21 protein-coding genes are annotated in these 26,585 nt (G+C 61.8%); 14 read left to right on the top strand and 7 right to left on the bottom strand.

From position 1 onward, the window contains the following. Both GT019_RS07255 and GT019_RS07250 read left to right on the top strand, forming a co-directional pair. Complete coding sequence (locus GT019_RS07255) at positions 1-987, top strand: sugar phosphate isomerase/epimerase family protein (protein ID WP_161742372.1); 987 nt, start codon at positions 1-3, stop codon at positions 985-987. After that, positions 984-1,877, top strand: coding sequence for a PHP domain-containing protein (locus GT019_RS07250; protein ID WP_161742370.1), 894 nt, complete (start codon positions 984-986; stop codon positions 1,875-1,877). Before GT019_RS07255 ends, GT019_RS07250 begins: the two co-directional genes overlap by 4 nt. 62 nt (positions 1,878-1,939) lie before the next feature. On the opposite strand, the gene GT019_RS07245 is transcribed toward GT019_RS07250, so the two are convergent. Then, a complete protein-coding gene (locus tag GT019_RS07245; RefSeq protein WP_161742368.1) occupies positions 1,940-3,280 on the bottom strand; it encodes an aminotransferase-like domain-containing protein in 1,341 nt (446 codons plus the stop codon). A 138-nt stretch (positions 3,281-3,418) separates the two neighbouring features. Here GT019_RS07245 and GT019_RS07240 point away from each other — a divergent pair, with 138 nt between their 5' ends. From GT019_RS07240 to GT019_RS07190, 11 genes are all read left to right on the top strand, one after another. Next, positions 3,419-4,351, top strand: coding sequence for a DMT family transporter (locus GT019_RS07240; protein WP_161742367.1), 933 nt, complete (start codon positions 3,419-3,421; stop codon positions 4,349-4,351). After that, positions 4,348-5,202: an NAD-dependent epimerase/dehydratase family protein gene (locus GT019_RS07235; RefSeq protein WP_161742365.1), complete on the top strand. Its 855-nt coding sequence runs from the start codon at positions 4,348-4,350 to the stop codon at positions 5,200-5,202. The genes GT019_RS07240 and GT019_RS07235 overlap by 4 nt, the downstream gene beginning before the upstream one ends. A 108-nt stretch (positions 5,203-5,310) precedes the next feature. After that, positions 5,311-5,478: a hypothetical protein gene (locus tag GT019_RS07230; protein WP_161742363.1), complete on the top strand. Its 168-nt coding sequence runs from the start codon at positions 5,311-5,313 to the stop codon at positions 5,476-5,478. 68 nt (positions 5,479-5,546) lie between these two features. Then, a complete protein-coding gene (locus GT019_RS07225) occupies positions 5,547-6,329 on the top strand; it encodes an ABC transporter ATP-binding protein (protein WP_161742361.1) in 783 nt (260 codons plus the stop codon). A 24-nt stretch (positions 6,330-6,353) separates the two neighbouring features. Continuing rightward, entirely contained in the window at positions 6,354-7,175 is an 822-nt protein-coding gene (locus GT019_RS07220) for an ABC transporter permease (protein ID WP_161742359.1), read from the top strand. 28 nt (positions 7,176-7,203) lie between these two features. Then, positions 7,204-8,040 (top strand): ABC transporter permease, encoded by an 837-nt coding sequence (locus tag GT019_RS07215; protein ID WP_161742782.1) that lies wholly within the window; start codon positions 7,204-7,206, stop codon positions 8,038-8,040. A 44-nt stretch (positions 8,041-8,084) separates the two neighbouring features. Beyond that, a complete protein-coding gene (locus tag GT019_RS07210) occupies positions 8,085-9,692 on the top strand; it encodes an FAD-dependent oxidoreductase (protein WP_161742357.1) in 1,608 nt (535 codons plus the stop codon). Beyond that, positions 9,689-10,021 carry a 4Fe-4S dicluster domain-containing protein gene (locus GT019_RS07205; protein WP_161742355.1) on the top strand — a complete coding sequence of 111 codons (333 nt, stop codon included), beginning with the start codon at positions 9,689-9,691 and terminating at the stop codon, positions 10,019-10,021. The genes GT019_RS07210 and GT019_RS07205 overlap by 4 nt, the downstream gene beginning before the upstream one ends. A 59-nt stretch (positions 10,022-10,080) precedes the next feature. Further along, on the top strand, positions 10,081-11,184 hold the full coding sequence (locus tag GT019_RS07200) for an ABC transporter substrate-binding protein (protein ID WP_161742353.1): 1,104 nt from the start codon (positions 10,081-10,083) through the stop codon (positions 11,182-11,184). A gap of 13 nt (positions 11,185-11,197) precedes the next feature. Beyond that, the gene (locus GT019_RS07195) at positions 11,198-11,998 is read left to right on the top strand and encodes an alpha/beta hydrolase family protein (RefSeq protein WP_161742351.1); all 801 of its coding nucleotides are present in this window, start codon (positions 11,198-11,200) and stop codon (positions 11,996-11,998) included. 30 nt (positions 11,999-12,028) lie between these two features. Next, positions 12,029-12,673, top strand: a complete 645-nt coding sequence (locus tag GT019_RS07190) for a nitroreductase family protein (RefSeq protein WP_161742349.1) — start codon at positions 12,029-12,031, stop codon at positions 12,671-12,673. A 328-nt stretch (positions 12,674-13,001) separates the two neighbouring features. On the opposite strand, the gene GT019_RS07185 is transcribed toward GT019_RS07190, so the two are convergent. The 6 genes from GT019_RS07185 to GT019_RS07160 all read right to left on the bottom strand — a co-directional run bounded on the left by GT019_RS07185 (position 13,002) and on the right by GT019_RS07160 (position 24,277). Beyond that, the gene (locus tag GT019_RS07185; protein WP_456238639.1) at positions 13,002-14,948 is read right to left on the bottom strand and encodes a glycoside hydrolase family 2 TIM barrel-domain containing protein; all 1,947 of its coding nucleotides are present in this window, start codon (positions 14,946-14,948) and stop codon (positions 13,002-13,004) included. Further along, positions 14,945-15,601: a sugar-binding domain-containing protein gene (locus tag GT019_RS31860; protein ID WP_161742346.1), complete on the bottom strand. Its 657-nt coding sequence runs from the start codon at positions 15,599-15,601 to the stop codon at positions 14,945-14,947. Before GT019_RS31860 ends, GT019_RS07185 begins: the two co-directional genes overlap by 4 nt. Before the next feature lie 128 nt (positions 15,602-15,729). Beyond that, positions 15,730-17,301, bottom strand: a complete 1,572-nt coding sequence (locus tag GT019_RS07175; RefSeq protein WP_161742344.1) for an ABC transporter substrate-binding protein — start codon at positions 17,299-17,301, stop codon at positions 15,730-15,732. Between the two features lie 136 nt (positions 17,302-17,437). Continuing rightward, complete coding sequence (locus tag GT019_RS07170) at positions 17,438-18,379, bottom strand: carbohydrate ABC transporter permease (protein ID WP_161742342.1); 942 nt, start codon at positions 18,377-18,379, stop codon at positions 17,438-17,440. Positions 18,380-18,397: 18 nt separating this feature from the next. Continuing rightward, on the bottom strand, positions 18,398-19,327 hold the full coding sequence (locus GT019_RS07165) for an ABC transporter permease (protein ID WP_161742340.1): 930 nt from the start codon (positions 19,325-19,327) through the stop codon (positions 18,398-18,400). A gap of 2,604 nt (positions 19,328-21,931) precedes the next feature. After that, a complete protein-coding gene (locus GT019_RS07160; RefSeq protein WP_161742338.1) occupies positions 21,932-24,277 on the bottom strand; it encodes a helix-turn-helix domain-containing protein in 2,346 nt (781 codons plus the stop codon). Positions 24,278-24,485: 208 nt separating this feature from the next. Here GT019_RS07160 and GT019_RS32445 point away from each other — a divergent pair, with 208 nt between their 5' ends. After that, on the top strand, positions 24,486-26,546 hold the full coding sequence (locus tag GT019_RS32445) for a right-handed parallel beta-helix repeat-containing protein (protein ID WP_161742336.1): 2,061 nt from the start codon (positions 24,486-24,488) through the stop codon (positions 26,544-26,546). The last annotated feature ends 39 nt before the right edge of the window (positions 26,547-26,585 follow it).

Raw genomic sequence — 26,585 nt, 5'->3', positions numbered from 1 at the left:
ATGCATATAGAAGCGATGGGCGTCAGTCTGCTGTCGAACGACCTGGTCAGCTCCATGGATCGTCTGGAAGCCAAGCTGGCCAAAATCGAGGAATTGGGCTTCCGGGCGGTCGAGCTTCCGATCCACGGCATGAACGTGATCGTGAACGGCCGTCTGCTGGAGGAACGGCTCGAGCGGTACGTCAAGCTGTTCAAGCAATTCTCGCTGCGGGTTACGACGCACGCCCCGTTCGAGATCAATCTGTTTCGCCAAGACGGCTTGTCGAAGGAACGTCAGGTGCTGCAGGCGTCGATCGAAGTCAGCGGCGCCCTCGGCGCGGCCGCGATGGCCTACCATCCGGCGCGTTTCGTCGGCGAGGAAGAACTGATCTACCGTCATGCTTGGCCGGTGTATACGGAGGAGGAGCAGGAACGGCTGCTGGAGCAGGAACGCGAGGAGCTGCGGCTCGCCGGGGATCTCGCCCGCTCGCGCAATGTGCGGATCGGCATGGAAAACATGCGCCCGTACCTGGACTGCCCGAACTACTGCTACGCGGTGCGGCCTTCGCTGCTCGCCGAGCAGATGGCACGCATCGGCCACGACCGGATCGGCTTGACGCTGGACACGGGGCATCTGCTGCTGGCGGTGCGGATGTACGGGCTCGACCTGCAGGCCGAGCTCGAAGCGATGGCGCCCCATGTGTTTCATCTGCATGTGCATGACAATTTCGGGAAGGCGAACTTCTCGATCGAGAAAAACCAATACGATCTCATCCCCCACGGACGGGGCGATATGCATATGCCGATCGGCGAAGGCGAGGTGCCGTTCGGCGAGATCGCGTCGACGCTGGCGCCGTTCTTCGCGGGTACGCTCATTCACGAGGTGCGCGAAGCGTACGAGCCTTCGTGGCCGCTGTTGATCGGGCGGACCGCGGCGATGCTGGCGCAGGAGACGCTGGCGCCGGAGGGGCTGCGCCGGCAGGGCGAGCCGGAAGGAGCGAGCTTATGAACAGCGGGGAGCGACGGCCGGAAGCCGGAGGCAAAATCGATCTTCACTGCCATACGTCGGCGTCCGATAATACCTTCTCCGCCGAGGACGTGGTGGGGCAAGCGGCCGCCGCGGGCATCGCGACGCTCGCCATTACCGACCACGATACGACGGCGGGGCTGCCGGACGCGATGCGGACCGGGAAGCGGCTCGGCGTGGAGATCGTGCCCGGCATCGAAATTTCCGCGTATGATTTCGGGCGCAAGCGGCGGGCCCATATCCTCGGCTTGTTCGTCGAGCCGGAGCATCCCGCGCTGGCGCGGCTCTGCGGGCCGATCGTCGAGCGTCGTACCCGGCTGTCGGAGCAAATGACGGCACGGTTGATCGAGGCCGGCTACGGCATCGACTGGGACCTCGTCCGCAGCCATGCGGGAGACGGCGGCGCCGTGTTCAAGCAGCACGTGATGCATGCGCTGGTCGACCGCGGCTATGCGAACGAGCTGTTCGGCGCGTTGTACCGCGAGCTGTTCTCGCGGGGCGAAGGCGACAAGCCCGGCATCGCTTACTTGCCGATGCAATACGTGGACGCGCGCGACGCCATTCGCGCCGTGCTCGATGCCGGGGGCGTGCCGGTGCTGGCCCATCCGGGCCAGCTGGGCAATTATGAAGCGATCCCGGACTGGGTCGACTGCGGCCTGCAAGGCATCGAAGTCCATCATCCGTCGCACGACGAAGCGGACTGCATCCTGGCGGCGGAAGCCGCGGCCAGGCACGGCTTGATCGCCACGGGCGGATCCGATTACCACGGCGGCTACGGCAGCGCGCGGTGGCCGCTCGGCAGCATCGACGCCGGAACGGCGTGCTTGGAGGCGCTGCGCGAACGCGCGGGGCAGAACGCGGTCACGCGTTAGAGGCGACGTACGGGGAGGCCCCCGCACCAGAGATATCTGGGCGGGGGCTTTTTTGCGTCCAGCTATCGCTTCGACCGCCTGATTTCTTCCATGACCGTCCGCACCGCGTCCTCGATCGCGTCCTCCTCTATCCGCGTGATGCTCAGCTTGAGGAAGGGCGGCTTCTCGGCCCCGGCCAGGAAGTTGACGGAGAAGTCCAGGAGCCGGATCTGCCTGCGCTCCAGACGGCTGAGCAGCTCCGGCAGATGTACCGTTTCCGGCAGCGCGAGATGCGTGTGCACGCCGGCATCGACCGGCGGATGGCGTACGTCGTCCATGTCGTTATAGGCGTCCAAGGCCCGGCTTAAGCGTTCCATGCGCCTGCCGTAAGAGGTCAAGATCCGGTGCTTGCGCCGCGCGAACATGCCGCTTTGTATGTAGATTTTCAGCGCGGCCTGCGAGAGCATGGAACTGTCGATATCGGCGAGCTGCTTGTACTGGCTGAACGTGTCCAGCAGCGCGTCCGGGAGGACGGCGGCTCCGATCCGCAGGCCGGGAAACAGGATTTTGGAGAAGCTTCTCAGGTACACCACATGGGATGGCGCGTAAGCATGAACGGGGTCCGATTTGGAATCGGTCACGAGATCGAGCAGGAAGTCGTCCTCCGCCACGTAGACGCCGTACCGCTTGGCCAGCGCGGCGATCGTCTTCTTCGCGTCCTCCGAATAGGACGTGCCGAGCGGATTGTGAAACCGCGGAATCGTATAAAAGAATTTGATGTCCCCCGTCCTGAACCGGTGCTCCAGCTCGTCCAAGTCGATCCCGCGCTCCGTTCTGGCGATGCCCTGCACGGGAACGCCCAGCGTCTCGACCAATTGGATCATTTTATGATATGTGGGCTGCTCCAGCAAAATCGTGCGTTTGCCGCCCGGGAACGGCATCATGGCCAAGATCGACAGCGCCTGCTGCACGCCGGACGTGACGACGAGCCGATCCGGCCGCGCGAACACCTGACTGCCGGCGAGCTGTTTCCCGAGCACGCCCAGGAGCGAGGGCAGTCCCTGCGGCGTTCCGTAGACAAACAATTCGCTGCGGTACATGTCGATGGCTTTGTTCAGGCAATGCTGGAAATCCAGATACGGAAACAGGGCCGGATCCGGCGACGGCGCGGAGAAATCGAGCATTCGGCGATCCGATTCCGTTGCGGGCTCCGTCTTCTTCACGACCGCGTAATAGCCGCTCTGCGGAACGGTATAGACCAGATGGCGTTTCTCCAGCTCGGCATAAGCCCGGATGACGGTGCTTTTGCTGCAGCCGAAGCGCTCGGCGGTTTCCCGGATGGAAGGCAGCTTCTGACCGCCGCGGATCGCGCCGTCTTGCATTTGCGATTCGATGTCGTGCATGATCTTGGCGTAGGCTTTCATGGCAGACGCGCTCACTCCTTCGATGGAATTGTACCGGTACAGTTTGCATATTCATGCATTGAACGAGACGCCCGCGTCCGCTACACTTGAGCTCATAGCCGGCCGGCTTGAGCGGATCAGGAGCGGAGGGATAGGGAAGTGGGCCAGTACCGAACGATCTATGGAATGGCTTTATTATACGCGGTTACGATCGGTTTTTCTTTTTTGTTTACCAAACGCGCGCTGCAGTACGCGGATCCCGTCGATACGATGGCTTTCCGGTTCGCGCTGTCGCTGCTCGTCATCGCCTTGCCCGTCATGACGGGCAGGATCAAGCTGGGCCTGCGCCGGGGGGATTGGCTGCGGCTGCTCCCGGTCGGCCTCTTGTACCCGACGGTGTTCTTCGGCTTTCAAGCGTACGGCCTGACGTTCGCGACCTCGTCCGAAGCCGGGATCTATCAGGCGACGTCGCCGATCTTCACGCTCGTGCTCGCCGGGCTGCTGCTCCGGGAGCGCGCGTCGCGGATGCAAAAGCTCGCCGTGCTGAGCTCGGTAGCCGGCGTGGTCTTCATCATGGCGATGAGCGGGGCTTCGGTGCATGGCGCAAGCTTGGGCGGCGCCGGACTGCTGTTGCTATCGACAGTCGCGCTGTCGTTATACAGCGTGCTCGTCAGGCGGCTGCGGAGCGAATTCACGGCATATCAGATGAGCTATGTCATGATGGCCGTCGGCTGCACCTCCTTCGGCGTCCTGGCCGTCGGCCGGCACGCATACGCCGGTACGGTCGGCGGCATGCTGGAGCCTTTGTCCCAAGGCGGATTCATCTGGCCGCTGCTGTACATCGCTTTGCTGTCCTCGGTCGCGTCTTCGATGCTGTCCAACTGCTTGCTGTCCAAGATCGAAGCGTACAAAATGAGCCTGTTCGTCAATCTCGGCACCTTCGTCTCGATTGCGGCGGGGGTGGCGATCGAGCATGACCGGCTGGCTTATTACCATATGATCGGCGCGCTGCTGATCATCGGCGGCGTGCTCGCGGTGCATGCGCCGCGAAGGAAAACCCATACGTCCGCATTGGAGGTCGAAGCCGGATGAAAATCATCGTAGCAGGCGCGAGCGGGGTAATCGGCAGATCGTTGATTCCGCGGCTGGTCCATGCCGGACACGAAGTAACGGGACTGCTCCGTTCCCCGAATTACGCAGCGGAGCTGGCAAGCCGGGGAGCCGCGGCCGCGGTGGCGGATGCGTACGACCGCGATGCGCTGTTCGAGGCCATGAGCGTCTTGCGGCCCGATGCCGTCATTCATCAATGGACGGCGCTCGGGGCGCTGAATTTCGCGGACAACGCGCGCATCCGTAAGGAAGGCACGCGCAATCTCGTGGACGCTTCGCTCGCCGCGGGGGTGCGCCGCATGATCGTGCAGAGCATTTCCTGGGCGTATGCCCCGGGCGTCGGACCGGCGGAGGAGACGGAGCCGCTGGACGTGGAAGCGCCGGAGCCGCGCGCCGCGACGGTCGCCGGCGTTGCCGCCATGGAGCGCGCCGCAGCCGAGATGCCGGAGCATGTCGTTCTCCGCTACGGGCTGTTGTACGGAGCGGGCACGTGGTACGCGGCGGACGGCTTGATGGCGGAGCGGGCGCGTCGGCGAATGCTGAAGGCCACGGACGGCGTCAGCTCGTTCGTGCACGTCGACGACGCCGCGCAAGCGGCGCAGCTTGCGCTGGACTGGCCGTCCGGCGCGTACAATATCGTCGACCGCGAGCCTGCGGCCGGCACGGAGTGGCTGCCGGTCTTCGCGCAATCCGTCGGCGCTCCTGCGCCGATCGCCGAGGCCGGCAGCGCCCGGGGCGAGCGAGGCGCGCGGAACGCCAAGGCGCTCGGCCAAGGCTGGGAGCCGAAGCACCGGTCCTGGCGGGAAGGTTTCCGGGCGCCGAACAAGATTTGACGCAGGCCATTGACAAAACAACCCCGCGGTGTTAAATTGTGTTTAATCTCAAGTAAATCACTTGGAATAATAAGAAAAAGGTCGACCGCTTACGTGGAGACTTTTCGGATGAACGGCATCCGGGAAGTCTCCTTTTCGTTTGGCGCCGCGATGCCGGTTCGCCGGCGGCCGGTGCTGTTCCTCGCCATCTTCATTTGTCGTCCGTACAAGCGGAGACATTCCCGAACCGAATCGGAGAATGTCTCCGTTTTTGTTTGGTTGGATACGTGGTTTTAAAGGCTTGGTTTGAAAAGCTTGATTTGAAAGGCTTGGTTTGAAAATCGACGCGCGAGGAGCTGCTGCAGATGGGCAATGGCGTACTGCTTGATATCCGCAACCTGAACAAAACCTTCCAGACGAACAAAGGCGGCGTGGAGGCGATACGCTCGCTCAATCTGCGAATCCGCGAAGGCGAATTCATCACCGTCATCGGACCGAGCGGCTGCGGGAAGAGCACGCTGCTGAAGATCGTGGCGGGGCTCGACGTCGCATACGAGGGCAGCGTCGAGCTGGAAGGGAACCGGATCGTCGCGGCCGGCATCGACAAGGGGTTTATCTTTCAAGAACCGCGCCTCTTCCCCTGGCTGAGCGTGGAGAAAAACATCGCCGCCGATTTGTCGCTCCGCGATCCCGCGATTCGTCGGCGGGTGGATGAGCTGATCGAGCTCGTTCGGCTGCAGGGCTTCGAGAAGGCGTATCCCCGCGAGCTGTCGGGCGGCATGGCGCAGCGGGTCGCGATCGCGCGGGCGCTGCTGCGGAGCCCGAAGATCCTGCTGCTGGACGAACCGTTCGGCGCGCTCGACGCGTTCACGAGATCGCATATGCAGGAGGTGCTGCTCGACATTTGGCAGCAGAACCGGACGACGATGATTTTCGTCACCCACGATATCGACGAAGCTGTCTACTTGGCCAACCGCATCGTGATTCTGAAGCCGCGGCCCGGAGAGATCAGCGGCATTCTCGCCAATGATCTCCCGTATCCCCGGAAGCAGGCGAGCGCTTCGTTCCAGGAGCTTCGTTTGGCGGTGCTGAGCGAATTTCACGGGAAGATCGAGCGGCAGGAATACGTCGACCGGGCGGGCATTTAACCGGATCCGAGAGGAGGAAGCGCGATGAGCGATTTATCCGGAGGCAAAGCGGCCTCCAGGAACGCCGTTCGAAACGGGGAGCCGCGGAAGGCGGCGATAATTGCGCTCGGCGCGGCATTACCCGTGCTGCTGCTGGCCGTCTGGCAGGCACTTGGCGATCGGGGGGCCATCTCGACGATGCTGTTTCCGACGCCATTGACGATCGCGGACGCGATGCTGTCCTTGATCCGCTCCGGCGAGCTGTGGGGCCATCTGCGAATCAGTCTTGTCCGCGCCGGGCTCGGCTTCGGACTGGGCGGCGGATTGGGCTTGCTGTTCGGCCTGCTGGTCGGCCTGTCGAGGAAGAGCGAGAAGACGCTGGATCCTTCGTTTCAAATGATTCGGATGGTTCCGCATCTCGCGGTGGCGCCTTTGTTCGTCCTGTGGTTCGGAATCGGCGAGGAGTCGAAAATCCTGCTCATCGCCAAAGGCGCGTTCTTCCCGCTCTATATCAATGCCTTTCTGGCGATCCGGGGCGTGGACAACAAGCTGTTCGAGGTCTCGCGCGTGCTGGGGTTCTCCCGATTCAAGCGGGTCGCGCGGCTCGTCCTGCCTGCGGCGCTGCCGGGCATTCTGCTCGGCGTGCGGCTGTCGCTCGGCGTGGCGTGGCTGGGCTTGGTGGTGGCGGAGCTGATCGCCTCGACCTCCGGCGTCGGCTACATGATGTCGGACGCCCGGCAGTTCGCGCAGACGCCGGTCGTGTTCGTCGGCATTCTGACGTTCGCCGTCGTCGGCTTGGCGGCCGATTCGATCGTCCGTCTCGTCTCGCGCAAAGCGCTGCACTGGCAGGACGGCTTCAAAGGATGAAAGGAGGGATCACCGATTGAGCAAAAACATGGAAGCGCTCCGGGGCAATCCCGCGCCTGCGGCCCCGGCGAAGGGACGGCTTGCCCGCGGAAGGAAGTTCGGCTGGACGTTCGACGATCTGGCGCTGGGCGCCGCGCTGCCGGCGATCGTGCTGATCGTCTGGCAGCTGGCGGGCGGCGCCGGTTGGATCGATCCGCTGTTTCTTCCGACGCCGTTCGCGATTCTGAACGCGTTCAAGGAGCTGGCGCTGCACGGCCAGCTGGCCCATCATTTCGGCGTCAGCGCCTGGCGGGCGGCGGCCGGGTTTCTGATCGGCGGCGGGCTCGGCTTCGCCGTCGGCCTGACCGCCGGGTTCTACCGCAGAGCCGAGCATCTCCTGGATCCCAGCATCCAGCTGCTGCGGATGGTGCCCCATCTGGCCATCGCGCCGCTCGTGATTCTGTGGTTCGGCTTCGGCGAGACATCCAAGATCGCGATCATCGCCTGCGGCGCGTTTTTCCCGCTGTACTTGAACACGTTGACGGGCATCCGGGGCGTGGACAACCGGTTGTTCGAAGTAACGCGCGTGCTCGGTTTCGGGCGGAGAACCCAGGTTTTTCGGTTGATCCTGCCCGCGGCGATGCCGAATATCCTGCTCGGCGTACGGCTGTCGCTCGCGCTGTCGTGGCTCGGCCTCGTCGTGGCCGAACTGCTCGGCTCGACGTCGGGCATCGGATTTCTGATCAACGTGGCGAAGCAGAATTCCGCGACGGGCGAGATCTTCGTCGGCATTTTCATCTTTGCGGCGGTCGGCAAAGCGGTCGATTCGCTGGTCAGGCTGCTGGAACGGAAATGGCTGCATTGGCGGGACGGTTATCAAGGCTAAGCATGCGACCGCCCCGGCGGTCGATCAAACGAAATCTTGGAGGCATGAACATGACAGTGGCAGAACAAGCGCGATTGGATCTGGAAGCGGACGTGCTCGTCATCGGAGGCGGGCCGGCCGGCACGTGGGCGGCGATCACGGCGGCGTCCTCGGGCGCGAAGGTGGTTCTCGTGGACAAAGGCTTTTGCGGCACGAGCGGGGCGACGGCGCCGTCCGGAACCGGCGTATGGTACATCAAGCCGGAAGAAGAACTGCGCCGGCAGGCGAAGGAAAGCCGCTTCACGCTCGGCGGGTTCCTGGCCGACAACCGCTGGATGGACCGGGTGCTGAACCGGACCTACGAGAACATGAACAAGCTCGGCGACTGGGGCTTTCCTTTCCCGCTCGACGACGGCGGCAATCCTTACCGGCGCGGCCTGCAGGGACCGGAATACATGAAGCTGATGCGCAAGCTCGTGCAGCGGGCCGGCGTACGCATCCTCGATCACAGTCCGGCCCTCGAATTGCTGGCCGACGACCACGGCGTCGGCGGGGCTGCCGGCATTCGCACGCAGACCGGCCAGGAATGGTCGGTCCGGGCAGGGGCCGTGATCATCGCGACGGGAGGCTGCGCGTTCCTGAGCAAGGCGCTCGGCTGCAACGTGCTGACGGGCGACGGTTATCTGTTCGCCGCCGAAGCGGGCGCGAGCCTGTCGGGGATGGAATTCTCCAATGCCTACGCGATCGCGCCGACCTTCTCCTCGGTGACGAAGACCGCCTATTACAAATGGGCCAGCTTCTACTACGAGGACGGCAGCGTCGTGGAGGGGGCGGGCTCGCAGCGCGGCCGCTCCATCATCGCCCGGAATCTGCTGGCGGGAAGGCAGGTATACGCCTCGCTCGATCAGGCGCCGGAGGATATCCGGCCGCTGCTGCGGATCGGCCAGACGAATTTCTTCCTGCCGTTCGACCGGATGGGCATCGATCCGTTCAAGGATAAATTCCCGGTCACGCTCCGCTTGGAAGGCACGGTCCGCGGCACGGGCGGCATTCATATCACGGACGAGAGCTGCGCCACCGCCGTTCCAGGCCTGTACGCCGCGGGCGATGCGGCGACCAGGCAGCTGATCTGCGGCGGCTTCACGGGCGGCGGCAGCCATAACGCGGCATGGGCGATGTCCTCCGGTTCCTTCGCGGGCGAAGGCGCGGCCAAGCATGCGCAGAGCCTTGGCGCGAAGAGCGGGACCCGCGTCTTGAAGGGATTGTCGTCCTCGGTGATCGCCGGCAAGCAGGGCAGCCAGACCGCCGCGAAGTCGGCGGAGTTCGTGCGCGGCGTTCAAGCGGAGGTCATGCCGTACGACCGGAATTTGTTCCGCACGGAGCAAGGATTGCAGGGCTCGATCGAGCGGCTGGACGGCATCTGGAGCGAGATCCGGAACGGCTCGGCGGGGCGCACGGTCGAGGCCGTCAAAGCGCGGGAAGCGGCGGCCATGACGGCGACGGCGCGCTGGATGTACAATACGGCGCTGCAGCGCACCGAGACGCGCGGCATGCATAAGCGGGAGGATTTCCCGCAGCTGGACGGTTCGCAGCATTACCGTCTGCTGAGCGGCGGACTCGACCGAATATGGGTCCGCGCGGAGAAAGTCGAAAAGGAGGCGGCGTTGCATTGATCGAGATTATCAGCGCGTCCAGATGCATTTCCTGCAATCAATGCGTATCCGTTTGCCCGACGAACGTCTTCGACAAGGTGGAGGACGGCATTCCGGTCATCTCGCGCAAGGACGATTGCCAAACGTGTTTCATGTGTGAGCTGTATTGCCCCGTCGACGCGCTCTATGTCGCGCCCGATGCGGAAGGACCGACGCAGATCAGCGAAGCTCAGCTCGAGCTGGCGGGCCAGCTTGGCGGCTATCGCGAGAAGGTCGGCTGGGGGCCGGGCCGGACGCCCGTATCGCAGCATGAATACATGTACCAGCTGGCGGTGAAAACGAGCTTCTGACGTTCGTCGCCCCGATTGCTTTGCACGCACGTTATCGCTTATTTCGGAGGAGAGTCATTATGCGTCACGTATCGTTAAGCTTGAAATCCCTGTCCGTTCTCGCGCTCGTCGCGGTCTTCCTGCTGCTCGGCGCCTGCGGCAGCGCCGGCAAGGGAACCGGAACCACGAACGGCGAGGCGGCCGGCTCCGGCAACGGGACCGCCGCGAATACGCCGGATGCCGGGAATGCAGCCGATGGCGAGAATGCGGCCGATGCCGCGAACCCGCCGGAGGGCGACGTCCCGGACACGCTCAATTACGGCTACATCGGGCTCAACGACCTGAACCTGCCTACGGGAGCGGAAGGCTGGGGCTTCCATACCGGCCTCATTCAGGAGGAGCTCAAGAAATACGGCATCACGAAGGTCAACCTGATCGGGTTTCCGAACGGCCCGGACCAGACGGAATCGCTCATCAGCGGCCGGCTCGATTTCGGCAGCCTGGGCGATACGCCGGCCATCCTTGCCCGCTCGAACGGAGCGAAGACGCGTCTGATCACGCAGGCCGCGACGGACAGCATCGGCTACCTGATCGGCAAGAAGAACGGACCGAAGACCGTTCAAGACCTGGCGGGCAAAACGATCGCGATTCAAAAAGGCTCCTTCATGCACCGCTACGTCGTCGGACTGCTGGAGCAGGCGGGCGTGAAGAACTATAAGCTCGTGCATATGCTGCGTCCGGACGGCGAAGCGGCGCTGGCCCGCGGCGAGGTGGACGCGATGACCAACAACGGCGTCTACGCGCTGAAGCAGATCGAGCAAGGGTACGCGCATATCGACGACGCCTCGACCCATCCGGATCTGGTAGGCACCAGCGCCACCGTCGTCTCCGAAGCCTATCTGAAGAAATTCCCGGACTTTCCGAAGGTATGGAACGAGATCCGGCTGAAGGCGCTGGAGGACCTGAAGAAGCATGAGGACGAGTATTACAAGCTGGCGGCGGAGATCCAGAAGACGACGCCGGAGCTGTTCAAGCAGGTGAGCCCGGTCGCGAACATCAAGGATACGCCGTTCACCGACGACGGCGTCAAGCTGCTGGACGGAACCAAAAACTTTCTCGTGCAGCAGAAGCTGGCGACGAAGGACTTCGACGTGAACGAGTGGATCTTGCGGGACGGTCAATAAGGAGGCTGCGCAGATGGGCAAGCGGCTGCTCGAAGAATTGAAGTTTCGGATCGACGCCGACGACGGATTGTTCTTGTCGGGGGCAGTCAGAACGGTCCAGAACCGCATCGCGAAACCGATCCTGATCGCGGGGCATGGCTTCCGCGGCCATAAGGACTGGGGCTTCTGGCCGGATATCGCCAATCGTTTCGCCGAACGCGGCTTTTATACCGTGACGTTCGATTTTGCCCGCATCGACGCCCGAAGACTGGGCGAGGAAGCCGAGGCGCGGGCGTCCACGGTATCCCGCGAGCTCCGCGACTGGGATGACGTCGTCACGGCGTTGCTGGAGGGCCGCCTGCCTTTATCCGCCGCCGAAGCGGATCGCAGCAGGCTGGCGATTCTCGGGCACAGCCGCGCGGGCGGAACGGCCATCCTTTTCGCTGCGGAGCATCCCGAGGTGCGCGCCGCCGCGATCTGGAACGGCGGCGCGAGCCCCGTCCGTCCGGCCGCGGCCGGCGGGCAGCCGTTGTCGGTCAAGGAGCAGGCGATCCTGGACGATCTGGACCGCCATGCGGACCGTTACCAGATGGGCCGCCAGTTCGGCCGGCTCCGGATTCCGGCCCTCGTCGTGCAGGGCGACCGGGATCAAGAACGCCTGCTGTCGCAAAATCGCGCGCTTCAGAAGATCGCGCCGTCGCAGACGTTCGTCTCGATTCTCGGTGGCGATCATGCGTTCGGCACGGTCGACCCGTACGCAGGCACGACGGAGACGTTGGATCTTGCCTTCGAGGAGACGGAGACGTTCCTGCGAAAGGTATTTGCGTATTACTAAATCGCGTCCTGCCAGGAGAGGGGAAATCAAATGACAACGCCAACCTTTGAAGCATTCGACACCGAGGCCGCGCTTCGCGCCGCCGCCTCGTACCGCCCCAAGATCGCGGCGAATCGCACGCCCGACTATCCCGTTCATCCGCTGGTCCTGAACCGCTGGTCCCCGCGTTCGTATGCGGATCGGCCGGTCGCGGAAGATACGCTGCATACGGTGCTGGAGGCCGCCCGCTGGGCGCCTTCCTCGAGCAACGCGCAGCCGTGGCGCTTTTACGTGGCGCGCACGGAAGCCGAGCACGAGGTATTCCGCTCGTTCATCAAGCCGAACAACCGGCTGTGGACCGACCATGCGCCCGTGCTGCTGCTGCTGGCCTCCGACAAGCTGCGGGATAACGGCGAGCCGAGCGGGGCGCATGCCTTCGACGCCGGCGCGGCTTGGGGCATTCTTGCGCTGCAGGCCAATCTGCTCGGCTTGTCGACCCGCGCCGTCGGCGGCTTCGACGCGGACAAAGCGCGCGAGGCGCTGGAGACGCCGGAGCGGATCGCCCTGCACGCGGTCATCGCGCTCGGGTATCGCGGCGACGCGGACGCGCTTCACGAGAGCTTCCGCGAGCGCGAGGTCCCGAACGGCCGCCGGCCGCTCCGCGAATCGCTGCTGCCGATTCCCGTGAAGGGGTGATCGATCGCGTCAAACCGATCGTTCGCAGCGGGCAAAAATCATGCGCATCGATGCTAGACTTGAAAAAGGGCTCTTCCCGCGCCTGAATAGGCGGAGGAGGGCCCTTTTTCGTTGGTTCCGAAGCGATTCGGGACGGCCGATCGTTACTCGTGCCCGTTCGGCATTGCATGTCGCGCTGCCGTCCGCGGCGGAATCGAGTTCCGCGCGTCGGCGCCGCGACAGCCGAACCGTGCTTTGCTGCGGATCATGCCTCCCGCTTACGGCAGAATCGCGCTCCATGCTTTGTCGTGGAGGCAAACAAGCCGCGAACGCGTTAGCCGGCCGCGCTTCAGCTGCGCGCGCCTGCGGCAGCGGCTGCCGTAAGTATCAACTCCGCCGGAACCAGACCGGACGATATCGCTTTAACCCGAATGGTCGCGGATGATTCGCCATGCAGCTCGGACGGTTGAATCAGCGCGAGGCAGCGGCCGTTGAACGCCCGCCTGCGGTCGGCCTTGTCGGGCTCGTGGCTGCTCGGGTTGCCGTTGCCTACTCCGAGGACGGATGCGGGGCCGGACAATTCGAATCGAATCAAGGAATCCGCGGTCGGCACGATGCGTCCTTCCGCATCGACGACGGATACGCGGAGGACGGCGACATCGGTGCCGTCGCCGCCCAGGCGCGTCCGGTCCGCTTCGAGGACGATGCGGCTCGCGGCTCCCGCGGTCGCGCGTTCGGCGCTCGCGGCCCGGACGCCGCCGTTTTTGCCGATGGCCCGCAGCGTCCCGCGCTCGTAGGGAACGGCCCATTTGATCGGCGACAGCCCTTCGCGCGCTTGTTCGCCCAGCAGCCTGCCGTTCAGCCAAAGCTCCACCGAGTCGCAGTTGCCGTACGTCCAAATCTCGATCTCTTCCCCTTCGCGCCCGGCCCAGTTCCAATGGGGCATGACGTGCACGAGCGGCTCCGGCGTCCACATCGCCTGCACCTCGTAATAGACGTCCTTCGGAAACCCGCACGTATCCATGATGCCGAAATGGGAATTGATGCACGGCCATTCGTACGGCGTAGGTTCGCCGCGATAATCGAATCCCGTCCACAGGAACACGCCCGTCAGGGACGGGTCGTCGAGCACGGCCTGCCAGCTGACGGCGGGGGAGCAGCCCCAGGACGGGATGCTCGTTCCGTAGGCGGACGCGTAGCCGGAGGCGGGGTCGTCGGCGTATTCGCCCCGGGTCGTCGTATAGCTGGCCGATTCGCTGCCGATCTGCGCGCGGCGGGGAAAGCGGCGTCGGCCGTCCGCGGCGGAGCCCCGATGGCCGTAATTATAGCCGACGACGTCAACCTGGTCCGCATAGTCGCCTTCATGCCAGCCGTGGTTCATGGCCGCCGACGTCGGACGGGCGGGGTCGAGCCGCCTCGCTTCGCCCGCCATCCGCTTCAGGATGCGGCTGCCCGTCGCGGTGCCTTCCAGCACCTCTTCGTTCTCCAGGCTCCAGAGGATGATGCAAGGATGATTGCGGTCGCGCAGGATCATGCGCCGCAGATGGTCCAAGCCGCGCGGCGTGCTGTCGAGCTTGCGGTTCTCGTTCATGACGAGCAGCCCCAGCTCGTCGCACAGCGCCAGCAGCTCCGGCGTCGGCGGATGATGGGCGCTGCGGTAGGCATTGCAGCCCATTTCCTTCAACAGCTTGAGCTTGTAGGCGATCAGGGCATCCGGAAGCGCCACGCCGACCCCGGCGAAATCCTGGTGGTTGCTCGTTCCGCGGATGGGATAGGGTTTGCCGTTCAGCAGAAAGCCCCGTTCCGCCGCGAAGGCGATGCTGCGGACGCCGAACACGGTCTCGTACCGGTCGGCCAGCCGAACGCCTTCATGCGATTCGGCATCTCCCGGCTCGAACGAGCGGTCGCGCCGTTCGTCGGCATCCTCGGATGCGTCGCTCCGTTCGGCTGCCATCGCGGCAGGATCGGCGGATGCGGCGTCCGGCTTCGTTGCCGAACGGCCCTCCTCGCGGTCGAGAATCTCCTCGACCGCGCTTACCGCCAGGTACAGATTCGGCTGCTCCGGCGTCCACAGCGCGGGGAACGCGAGCGTCAACCGCTGGTTTATTTCCGTGGCGGAATAAGGCGAGAGCGCGACCGTCTCCGACAAGGTTGCGGCCAGCGCATCGCCGCCGGCCTTCGGGTGCAACGAAGTCCGTACGCGGAACCTCCGCGCGCGGTCCGACTCGTTGCGCACGTTCGCGGCAACGGCAACGACGGCATTACTGCCGTCCGCGGCGATATCCGGCGTCGTCACGTACGTGCCGTGATCCGCGACATGAAGCGGATCGGTGCTTCGCAGCCAGACATGGCGGTAGATTCCGCAGCCCTCGTACCACCAGCCTTCCAGGACGGTCGCGTCGACCTTGACGAGCACGACGTTGTCGCCTTCGGAGCCGTAACGGACAAATCCCCGATGTCGTAGCCGAACGAGGAGGCGCCGCCGAAGTGCTCGCCGACGAGATGGCCGTTCAACCACAGCTCGGCCCGGCCCGTGACGCCGTCGAATTGCAGCGAGATCCGTTTGCCGAGATCTTCCGTAGGCACGGCGAATCGTTTGCGGTAAAAGCCGATTCCGACGGGCAGATAACCGTGGCTGCCGTCCCGCGAGCCGAGACCGGGATCGTTCGCGTATTGGCCTTCGACGCCCCAGTCGTGGGGCAGGTTCAACTGCCGCCATTCGGCGGCCGCCGGGTCGGCAGCGCCGGAATCGCGGTCGACGAAGGCGATGTCGAGCCATTCGCCGTCCTCGCGGGTCCCGCAATCGGTCAAGCCGCCGGTCATGCCGGCTTTGACCGCGTAACGGATCGGGAGATCGCCCAAGCGAAAATGCCAATCCTTGTCGAAGCAGACGCGGCTTCGGGGCGCGGTTTCCGTAATCGTTTTGCAGTTGGCAAGCTTGTCTGTCATGGGGATATTCCTCCGTTTGCAATTGGAATTTCTTCCGTTGTCCGTTCAATGCCGGAGGGACGACGGATATCGTCCCTTGCTGGCAAAAAAAGACGCCGTTTCCGGCGCCTTTTGCCCTGCGGCTGGACTTATTTCTTGCCGTTCGCTTTGAGCCATTCGTCGAGCTGCTTTTGCATTTCTTCCGTTTGCTTCCCGACGCCCGCTTTCTTGAGCGCGTCTTGGTATTTCGGCAGCACCTTCGCGGGGTCGACGGCGCCGCTGTTCAGCGCTTTGCCGTACTGCTCGCTCACGGCCGCGATGTTGACGGATTCCGTTTTGTACGGCTCGGTGTTGAAGTTGAAGCCGTTCACTTCCGGCCGTTTGGCCGTTTCGTTCAGCTGCTTCGTGCGTTCCCACGTATCCGGCGCCTGGCCTTCCTTCAGGTAGCCGATCAGGACGTTGCCGAACACCCAGCCTTGATCGCCTTTGTAACCGGCATCCTGGTTGATCTTGATCGTGTTGTCGCCGACCATCGTGTAGTGCTTGTCTTTGATGCCGAACGTGATCAGGTTGAAGAGGGCAGGGTCCGTGGAGGTCAGCTGCAGGAATTCCAGCGCCTTCTCGGGGTTCTTGGACGTGCGGCTGATGGAGTTCATCGTCGCGCGGACGCCTGTGAATTCGGGTTCGGATACGCGGACGTAAACGACGTCGTTATTGCCGAAGCGCTTCTTGTCGTCGACTTCTCCGCCCGGCTTCATCGTCGTGTTCCATTCGACGGCGACTTTGCCCGTGTTGAGCAGGGCGACGAGCTGATCGTCCTTCATCGTGGCGGCATCCTTGTAGATGTAGCCCGACGTGTACCATCTGCGCATGTTGTCCAGGAACGTCTTGTATTCGGGTTTGTCGGTTGTATCGATGATCTTGAAGTTCGGGTCGCCGAGCTTGTAGCCTTGAGCGGCATAGCCGTATTGGCGGCCGAAGTCGAACATGTTGCTCGTCGTTGCGATCGGAATGATGTCGGGCTCGTTGTCATGGATCGTTTTCAGGACGGGCTCGATGTCCATTTGCGTTTTGATGCTGTTCACGTCGATGTTGTATTTGTCGATGAAACGCTTCTGGATGGCGAAGCCTTCGGCTTTGGCCGCGATCTGCATGTTCGGCACGCCGTAGATCTTGCCGTCAACCTTGGTGTCGTCCCATGCGACTTGCGGGATCGCGGCTTTCAGATCCGGCGTTTTGTCCAGCAGGTCGTCGATCGGAAGGAGCGCGCCTTTGGCGACTTTGTTGTCGTAATCGCCGCCGCCCCAGTTGGACGTCCAGAGCAGGTCGAAGCTTTCGTTGGCGGCGAGCATCGTGTTGATTTTATCTTTATAGCCTGCTTCGAGCACCGGCTTCAGCTTGATCGTGGCATTGATTTTCGGCTGGATGTACGCGTTGATCGCGTCTTCGACTTCCTGCTGGTCGGCAGGCATGTCGTAGACGATGTAGTAATACGTGAGCTCGACGGGCGGTTCCGCCGCAGGCGCGGGCTCGGTCGTCGCCGTGTCGTTCGCCGCATTGTCCGGCGCGTTGGCCGCCGTATCGTTTTTGGCGTTGCTGGCCGTATTGTCGGCTGCCGGCGCGTTGTTTTTATCGTTGTTGCTTCCGCAAGCGCTTACCAAAAGCATCAGCATGAGGCTGGCCAACACGAGCGGGGCCATGGACATTTTCCAGACTTTCATGGGATGGACCTCCTTGGATATGGTTGGTTGTTTATCTATTTCAACGCTAATGCCGGCTTTAACACTACTTCCACGTTACCCCCCTTTATTCCTATCGGCCGGCATTAGTTCTGAAAACGGAGCGGCAATCGGCTGGCTAGCCCTTCAGCGAGCCGACGGTCAAGCCTTTGACGAAGTACTTCTGGAAGAACGGGAAGATGCATACCATCGGGCCACCGGCGAGAATCGCCATGGCCATGCGGGCCGACAGCGTCGGGAATTTGCTCGTGTCGACGCCGAACTGGCTGATGAAGTCGCTGTTGCTCGTCAGAAACTCCAGCTTCTGCATCATGCGCACCAGGAGCAGCTGAATCGGTATGAGCTTCTCGTTATCGATATAGAGCAGGGCCGGAAACCAGGAATTCCAGAACCCGAAGGAAAGGAACAGGCCGAGCGTCGCCAGCGCCGGCGTCGACAGGGGCAGGACGATCGTGAAGAAGATGCGGATTTCCCGGGCGCCGTCGATTTTGGCGGATTCGATGATTTCGAACGGCATTTTGGACAGGAAGCCCTTCATGACCATGATGTAGAACGGCGAGACGAGCGCCGGCAGGATGAGGCACCAGATCGTATTGTCCAAGTGCAGGTACTGCTTGATCAGAATGTACGAGGGCACGAGTCCCCCGTTGAACAGCATCGTGAAGAAGACGAAGAAGGACGCGGGCGTCCGGTAGCGAAAATCGCGGCGCGAGGTGACGTAGCCCAGCATGGCCGTCACGAGCAGCGACAGGATCGTGCCGATGACCGTCGTGATAATGGTGATGCCGTAGGCGCGGATCAGCACGAGCGGCGCTTCGAAGATGTACCGGTACGCCTTGGCGGTAAAGTCGAGCGGGATGAACTGGTAGCCGTGCTCGATGATCGACGTTTCCTCGGTGAACGAGATGGAGATGACGAGCACGAACGGGACGATCATGGCGAGCGTGATGCCGATGAACAAGATATGCGACAACAGGTTGACGACGGAGAACGGTTCTTTGCGCTGGCCGGTTGCCTTGATCTTGACGGATTCGGCTGCGATGGCTTGCGATGTATTCATGGGAAGGCGGACTCCTTTCTAGAACAGCGAATTCTCGTCATTGATCTTGCGAACGACGTAATTGGCGGCGACGACGAGCACGAGGCCGACGAGGGATTGATACAGCCCGATGGCGGTCGACATGCCGATATCGCCGTTTACGCGGAGCGCCCGGTAGACGTAGGTGTCGATGATGTCGGTCGTCGAATAGGTCATTCCCGCATCGTTCGGGATAAAGTAATGCAGTCCGAAATCGCCGACGAAAATGTGGCCGATGCTCAGAATCAGCAGCACCGTGATGAGGTTGGACAGCAGCGGCAGCGTAATCTTGGTCGCCATTTGCCAGCGGGAGGTGCCGTCGATCTTGGCGGCTTCGTAGTACTCCTGGTTGATGCCCATGATGCCCGCGAAGTAGACGAGCGTGGAGAAGCCCACGTTCTTCCATAAATAAGCCGAGATCAGGATGTACGGCCATGGCGCCGATTCGAGGTACCACATATGCGTCGACAGGCCGAGCGTCTCGAGCACTTTGTTCAAGTAGCCGTTCTGCGTGTCGAGCAGGGCCAGGGCGAGATAGCTCACGACGACCCAGGAGAGGCAGTAGGGGATGAACATCGCCGTTTGATGGATGCGCAGCCACCGTTTGCCCATTTCGTTCATGAGAATGGCGAACAGGAGAGCGAGGAGCGTCGTGAGAATCATGTACGTCAGCCCGTATGCGACCGTGTTCCGCGTAATCAAGGTGGCGTTATCCGAGACGAAGAAGAATTTGAAATTGTCCAATCCGACCCAAGGACTGTGCCAGAACCCCATATCGTAGCGGAAGTCCTTGAACGCGAGGACGACCCCGAACATCGGCAGGTAAGCGAATACAAGGACGAGCAGGGCGCCCGGCAGCAGCAGCAGCAGCAGCTCCGAGTTCTTCTTCAGGTAGTACCATTCCGAGCGTGGCTTGCGTTGTTTGATCATGCCTTTACCTCCGGGGAATTACTGGACCGTTGTCCGTGACCCCATCATGTCATCGACGCAGCCGTGGCGGCAACTATGCAATCCTCCACTTCATTTGCGGAAAACTGTGTTTTTTGCGATTGACTGCTGAGAATGCGAGAAAAAGGTTGTACCGGCGGGCATTTTCGCCCGATTTTGGGAGACAGCCGAGTAAGTTCGCCGCAGAGGCGGCCGTCGCACAGAGCGGAAACGGGCGCGTCGGGACTTCTTGCTTAGGCTTCGCGATCGTCGGAAACGCTCGGCTGGACGGGAACTGCTCCATAGGTCTATATGCATAGGGACGCGGTGCGGCAATTGCTTGCGGGGAGAGCGGCGTGAAGGCCAACGCAGCGGCGTGAGGAAGGGGAAAGCGAGGGCGCTGCGGAGTTATCGGCAGGGGCGTTGGAAGCGGCGGGATGTGTGGAGCGGCGCGAGGGTCGGACGTGGATAGGCGTGGGTGGAACTGTGTGAAGATTAGACGGGAATAGGAGTGGGATGGGGCGTCGTGAGGGCCGGACGGGAATAGGCGTGGGTGGGGCGGTGTGAGGATCAGATATGAATAGGCGTAGGTGGGACGTTGTGAAGTTCAGAAGTGAATAGGCTTGCATCGAGCGGTGTGAAGATCAAACGGGAATAGGCGTGGGTGGAGCATCGAGAGTCAGGTATGAATAGGCGTGAGGGAGAGCGTCGTGAAGGTCAGATGCGATTAAGCGTGAGGGAGAGCGGCGAGAGGCAGACGAGAATAGGCATGCGGTGGTACGTCTTGAGGTGGAGCGTCATGAAGGTAGGATATGAATAGGTATGAGGGAAAGCGGCAGGAGGCGTGCAGCGGCGTGAGGGTCGGACGCGGATAGGCGTGAGGTGGAGCGTCGTAATGGTCAGACGAGAATAGGCGTGGGATGGAGCAGCGTGAGGGTCGAACGGGAATAGGAGTGAGGTGGAACGTCGTGAGGTGAAGAGTCGTGAGGGTCGGATGTGGTTAGGGATGGGGTGGATCGGCGTGAGGGCCGGATGTGAAGGGGATGCGTGGAGCGGAGGACGCGTTTAGGGCGTCCGGGTAGATCAGCCGTGAACTCGCTTGACGCGAAGAGGTGTGCGGACGGACGTGCGCAGGCTTTCCCGATGACCATGCTGGCATTAACTCCGGATCAAGGTGAATACCAGCTATTCGCATGATCAAATTGATGCCATAATGCAGGATTTCTTCTCCCCGATCGACCAATTCAGCGAAAATGATGCAAAAATGCAGGAAATCAGCTACCCGGCAAAGCAGAAGGAACAAATTCGCGTGAAATACTGTATTTTTGCAGGAATTTGGCTTTGAGAACCCGTTAAGATACGTTATTACTGTATTTATGCATTAATTGCATATAAGAACGATGCCGCTATGCAATCAATTAATGGCTTAGCCCCCCCAGCTTGCTCGGACGAGTCGCTCTTTAATCAAAAAGCCGTCCTTCGTCATGAGAAATGGCGAGGGACGGCTTTTAAGTCTAATGGAGTTCATACGGGCGACGTTCACTGGAAGGGACAGGCGGTTTGAGGCAGCCGGGAAATGCTGCAGTCGTAGTCCGGCTCAGAAGCGGTCGAATGCTGCATGCCCGTCTCGCGGAGTGAACGCAGCGCAATTTTCCGGATCAACGGGAATATCAGCTATTCGCATGATTAAATTGATGCCATAATGCAGGATTTCTTCTCCCCGATCGTCTATTTCAGCGAAATGATGCGAAAATACAGGAAATCAGCTATCTGGCAAAGCAGAAGGAACGAACTCGCTTAAAATACTGTATTTTTGCATGAATTTAGCTTTGAGAGACCGGTAAGATACGTAATTGCTGTATTTATGCATCAATTTGCACATAAGAACGATGCCGCTATGCAATCAATTAATGGCTTAGACCCCCAGCTTGCTCGGACGAGTCGCTTTTTAATCAAAAAGCCATCCTTCGTCATGAGTAATGGTGTGAGGGGCGGCTTTTAATCTAATGGAGGTCATACGGGCGAGCGCTTAACTGGATGAGGACAGGCGGTTTGAGGCAGCCGGGAATGCTGCAGTCGTAGTCCGGCGAAGCCGCGACGCGAGCGCAACCCAGTCGCCCAGAAACGGGCGATTACTGCATGCCGTCTCGCGACGTGAGCGCAACCCAGTCGCCTAGAAGCAGACGAATACTGCATGCCCGTCTCGCGACGTGAACGCAACCCATCGCCCAGAAGCAGACGAATGCTGCATGCCCGTCTCGCGACGTGAACGCAACCCATCGCCCAGAAGCAGCGAATGCTGCATGCCCGTCTCGCGGCGAGAGCGCAACCCAGTCGCCCAGAAGCGGGCGAATGCTGCATGCCCTCTCGCGACGCGAGCGCAACCCAGTCGCCCAGAAACGGGCGAATGCTGCATGCCCCCTCGCGACGTGAGCGCAACCCAATCGCCCAGAAGCGGGCGATTGCTGCATGCCCGTCTCGCGACGTGAACGCAACCCATCGCCCAGAAGCGGGCGAATGCTGCATGCCCTCTCGCGACCTGAACGCAACCCAATCGCCTCAATGGCCTCAATCGCCCCAATCGCCTCAATCGCCTCGATCGCCTCATTACCCGATATTGCTCTTCAGCCGGTATTCCTTCGGCGTGACGCCGTATTTCTTCTTGAACAGCTTGAAGAAGGTGCTCTCGTTCACGTAGCCGACCAGTTCCATGATCTCCTTGATGCTGAAGCTCTTCGTCTCCAGGTATTCGCGGGCGCGGGTCAGCCGGACCTCGTTCAAGTATTCGCCGACGGAGACGAGCTCGCTTTGCTTGAAGATGCGGCCGACGTAAGCGGAGGTCATCTTGAGCGTCGCGGATATGCCCTGCAGGCTCAAATTCATGTCGGCGTATTGATTCTCGATGATATCCTTGATCGCTTCGATGAGCGCGACGTTCGTGTCCTGTTCCGCCCCGCGGCGCTTCTCGTGTATGTCGCGCAGCGTCGCGCCCAGCAGCTCGCGGATGTCGGACAAGGTCTCTTTGTCCAGCACCTGCCTGCTCAGCGTGCCGAGATCGATCGGCAGCGACGTGATCCGGTTCTGGTTGATCTCGCGGATCGTCGTCTTGATGACGTCGACCAGATGAAGCACGCCATGAATGATATGGTCGTAATGGCAGGCATGGAGCGGCGCCAGCAGCTGCATCGCGGCCGTTTCCATGGCGTTCAGGTCGTTGGTCTTGATGGCTTCGGCGAGCTTCTTCTCCATCTCGGTCGAGACGGCGTATTCCGTGTGCGCGACATTCGGCCCCACGAGATCGGGCGTAATGAGCGAACGCCTGCCGAATAAAATCTTGTACATGGAGTAATGCAGCGCATCCGCGTATTGATCGGTGATCGTCTCGTGGGAGCGGGAAATCTCGCTGAACGAGAGCGAGAGGGATAGCTTGTAATAGTCCATCATGATGTCCTGCAATCTATGCAGCAGATCCGGCAGCACAGGCAGCTCGGAACCGAGCGCCCCGCCGCTGAGCAGAAGAACCAGGTGATCGCTGCGCGCGTCGACCATCTCGCAGGAGATTCGCAGCGGCGATAGTATTTCCCCGGCAATATTCGCGGTGGCGAAGGCGAACAGCTGCCGCTCTGATTCGCTCGTGCGGGAGAGTACCGCGGCATAATCGTCGATCTTGCCGACGATGACGAGATAAGGGCCGGCCGGATCAAGACCGAGGCCGTATTTGTCGATGCAGGCTTCCAGCTGATGCCGGCTGAATGACGAGCTCCCGGTCAGAATGCTGCGCAAATAGGAGTGACGGACGATCTCCTTTTGTTTATCCTTCTCGTCGGTGACGAAGCTCAGCTTCTCCGCCATCTGTCCGTAAACGCTGCCGACATACGCCAATTCGTCGCGGATCGGTTCCCGCGTCTCTTCGATCACGCCGCCATGCCGGGTGACGCGGGAAAGCAGCGCCTCGATCGGCCGATACAGCTTGTGAGCCAGCGCGAAGGACACGAGGATGCCGAACAACAGGAAACTGGCGATGACGATCGCGAACGTCTCCCGCATCTGCGAGATGCTGCCCAGCACCGCATCGTACGGCTGCACGCTGATGACCTTCCAGCCGGCGACGCCCATTTGCAAATAACTGACGATCGACTCGCCTTTGCCATGGAACTTGTGCGAAAAGAAGCCGAAGCTTTCGTCATGGGTGGCTTGATCGCCGTCAAGCGCGTAACTGAGATCGTTCAGCTCCGGCAGGTTCTTTTCCGCGCCGGAGAGAATGAAGCCGCCGTCCTTATCCATCAGGAAGATGCTGGACTCGTCGGGGGCGGAGAAGCCGTTCACGACCTGGAGGTTGTCGAACACCCACTCCGGCTTGACGTTCAGGACGAGCGCGCTCTCGCGGTCGTTCATGCTCGTGAACGATTCGTAGATGACGATGGAGAAGAAGTCGACGGCGTTCGGACGGCCGCTGAAATTCATCGGGATGAGCTGCAGCTGCGGCAGCTTCTCCGGTTTCTTGATCATGTCGACCAGCCGGCCGGTCATGTAGCTCTCTTCCATCCGGTCCGCGAGCGGTCCGAGCGCGTAGCTTTTGTCGCTATGGCCGTTGTAGACCAGAATCGAATGCAGGAAGGACTGCGAATCCATCGCTTTGTTCAGCTGATTGATCGAATAGATGATATCGATGTCTTCCTGCTCGGAGGTGGACATCAACGGAAAATAAAACCGCTCGTCGTTGTAGAGCGACAGGGCGATGTTGTTGACGATCTCCTGCATGAAGGTCAGGTTGTGGTTGATCTGGCTCATGACCTTGCGGTTGGCGTCCTGCTGCATTTGCAGCACCCGGTGCTCCGCGCTGTAATGGAGGACCGCCGATGAAAGCGACAAGAGAATGACGAGCAGGATCGTGATGGAGAGAAGCATGCGAAGCAGGTAACGTTTGGATTTGTAGAAATGAAGCATTCTCATCCGTCTATGGTCCCCCTTGAAGTGCGACCTTCGTTTGTTTCCAGCATTGCACATGCGCGCGCCTATTGCCACTATGAAATTTGCGAATCCCTGCGCGCGGCGATTGATGAATATAACAGCCGCCTTCGCAGTCATGACCAAACCGCGCAGTAGGCGGGGGGCGCGGCGGTTTGGCATGCTCGTGGTAGAGGGAAGGGAGCTGAATGGCGTGGCTGAAGCCAACACGGACATGGAATATTATGTAAGTAGTACGCATGGGAATGCGGAAGGGGACGGTTCGAGACAACGGCCTTGGCGCGGCATCGCGCGGGCGCAAGAAGCGGTTCGCCAGGCAAGGGCGTCGGGAGCCGCGGGCACGATAACGGTATGGATCGGGGAAGGCCGTCACATGCTGGACGAGCCGCTCGTATTCGATGCCCGGGATTCGGGGTGCGGGGAGGAAGGCAGGACGGTTTACCGCGCGTTGCCCGGAACCGAGCCCGTTCTTACGGGGGGATGCCTGCTCGCGAATTGGGAGCCCGCGGGCGACGGCGTCTACCGCTGCTTCGTCGGCTGGGATGCGCTGCGGGATGGCGGACATACCTTGTTCGAGAACGGGGAGCGCGCGTTCGAGGCGAGGAGCCCGAAGCAGGGCTACCATATCGTGGCGGGCAAACGGGATGGAGACGGCGGACGCGGCTTCCGGTTCGGCCGCGGCGACGTGCCGCCGATCGCGGATGCCGCGGCGGGCGGATTAAAGGTATTCATTTGGCCGGGGGAAGGCGAATGGAACTGGTTCTCGGAGACGAAGCCCGTGGAGGAGATCGATTGGGAGGCGGGGACGATCGCCTTCCGGGATGCCGCGCCGTGGGGCATCGACAAGGGCTCGCGATATAGGCTGCAAGGCGCGCGCGAGCTGCTGACGGAGCCGGGGGAGTTCTGCCGGGACGAGCGGGAGGGGTACCTGTACTACATGCCGCGGTCGCTGCCGATCGAAGGGCAGGAGATCGTGCTGCCGATGATGAAGCGCGTCATCGATATCGCGGGCAACGGTCCCGTGCGCCATCTCGAGCTGCGCGGCTTGACGGTCGAGATGTCGGATACCGTGCCGGATTACCGGATGCCGGTCGCCAACCGCGAACGCGAGGAGGCGCGCGAAGGCTTGATCCGAATCGAGAACGCCGAGCGCATCGCGATCGCGGACTGCGTGCTGCGTCATGCGGGGATGAGCGGCGTCGTCCTGAACGGACGCTGCCGGGAAATAGAGCTGCGGAACAACGTGATCGAGCATCTCGGCTATAACGGGATCTACGCGATCGGTCTCGCTCCGGGCGAGGGCGACTTCGGGAGCGCGGCGGAGTCGGACGTCAACAACGGCCACCGGATCATCGGCAATACGGTACGGAACGGGGGCGAGCTGATCGGGCACGGATCCGGCATGCAGCTGTATCAGAGCGGCGGCTGCGTCATCGCGGACAACGTGATCAGCGGCATGCCGCGGTACGGCATATCGCTGAAGGGACAGCGTTTCCAAGCGATGGAACCGTCGTATTACGGCACGGAGGTCACGTGGGAGAACCACTGGGATTTCCTGCATGCGCGGAACAATCGGATTCGTCGCAACGATATATCGGACGTGATGAAGGACAGCCAGGACGGCGGCATGTTCGAGGCTTGGGGCGCCGGCCTCGGCAACCGGATCGTCGGGAACCGGTTCCATGACAGCGGCATCTACTTCTCCGTCGGCTACGGCATTTATCTGGACGATGCCGCGGACGGATTTCTGGTGTCCCGCAACGTGGTGCACGATTTGTTCGGCGCCGGCAAAGGCTCGCTGTGGTTCGTGATCTTCGCCAAAGGGGTCGGCAACGTCGTCGAGAACAACCTGCTCTTCCGGAACGGGGCCAAGGCGGCGATCGGCACGCAGGAGATGGCCGGCGAACCCAATCGCGACATGACGGTGCTTCGCAACGCGGTCATCGACTCCGGCGAGCAGCTGTACCATTTCATCAATTGGGACGATGCGCGGTTGAAGGAAGCGGACGGCAACCTGTTCTTCCGCTCGGACGGCGCGGCGCCGACGGTCACCGGCTTCCGCGGCGGGGACACGTACGGGAAGCATCCGCTTCCATGGGCGGAGTGGCGGGCGTTCCTCGGCGGACGGTTCGATGCCCGCACCGTCGTCGCGGCGCAGCCGCTGCTGGACGAGATCGCGCCGGGGCAATTCCGGTTCCGCCCGGATTCGCCGGTGTGGGAACTGGGCTGGCAGGCCTTGGAGGAAGGCGAATAGCCAGCTTGTCGGCTGCGCCTTCGGCGCCGATAACGCGCG

This window comes from Paenibacillus glycinis (assembly GCF_009909185.1).
Classification (GTDB): domain Bacteria; phylum Bacillota; class Bacilli; order Paenibacillales; family Paenibacillaceae; genus Paenibacillus_Z; species Paenibacillus_Z glycinis.
The sequence above is the reverse complement of the archived record's forward strand: the minus strand, read 5'-3'. Positions and strand labels throughout refer to the sequence as shown.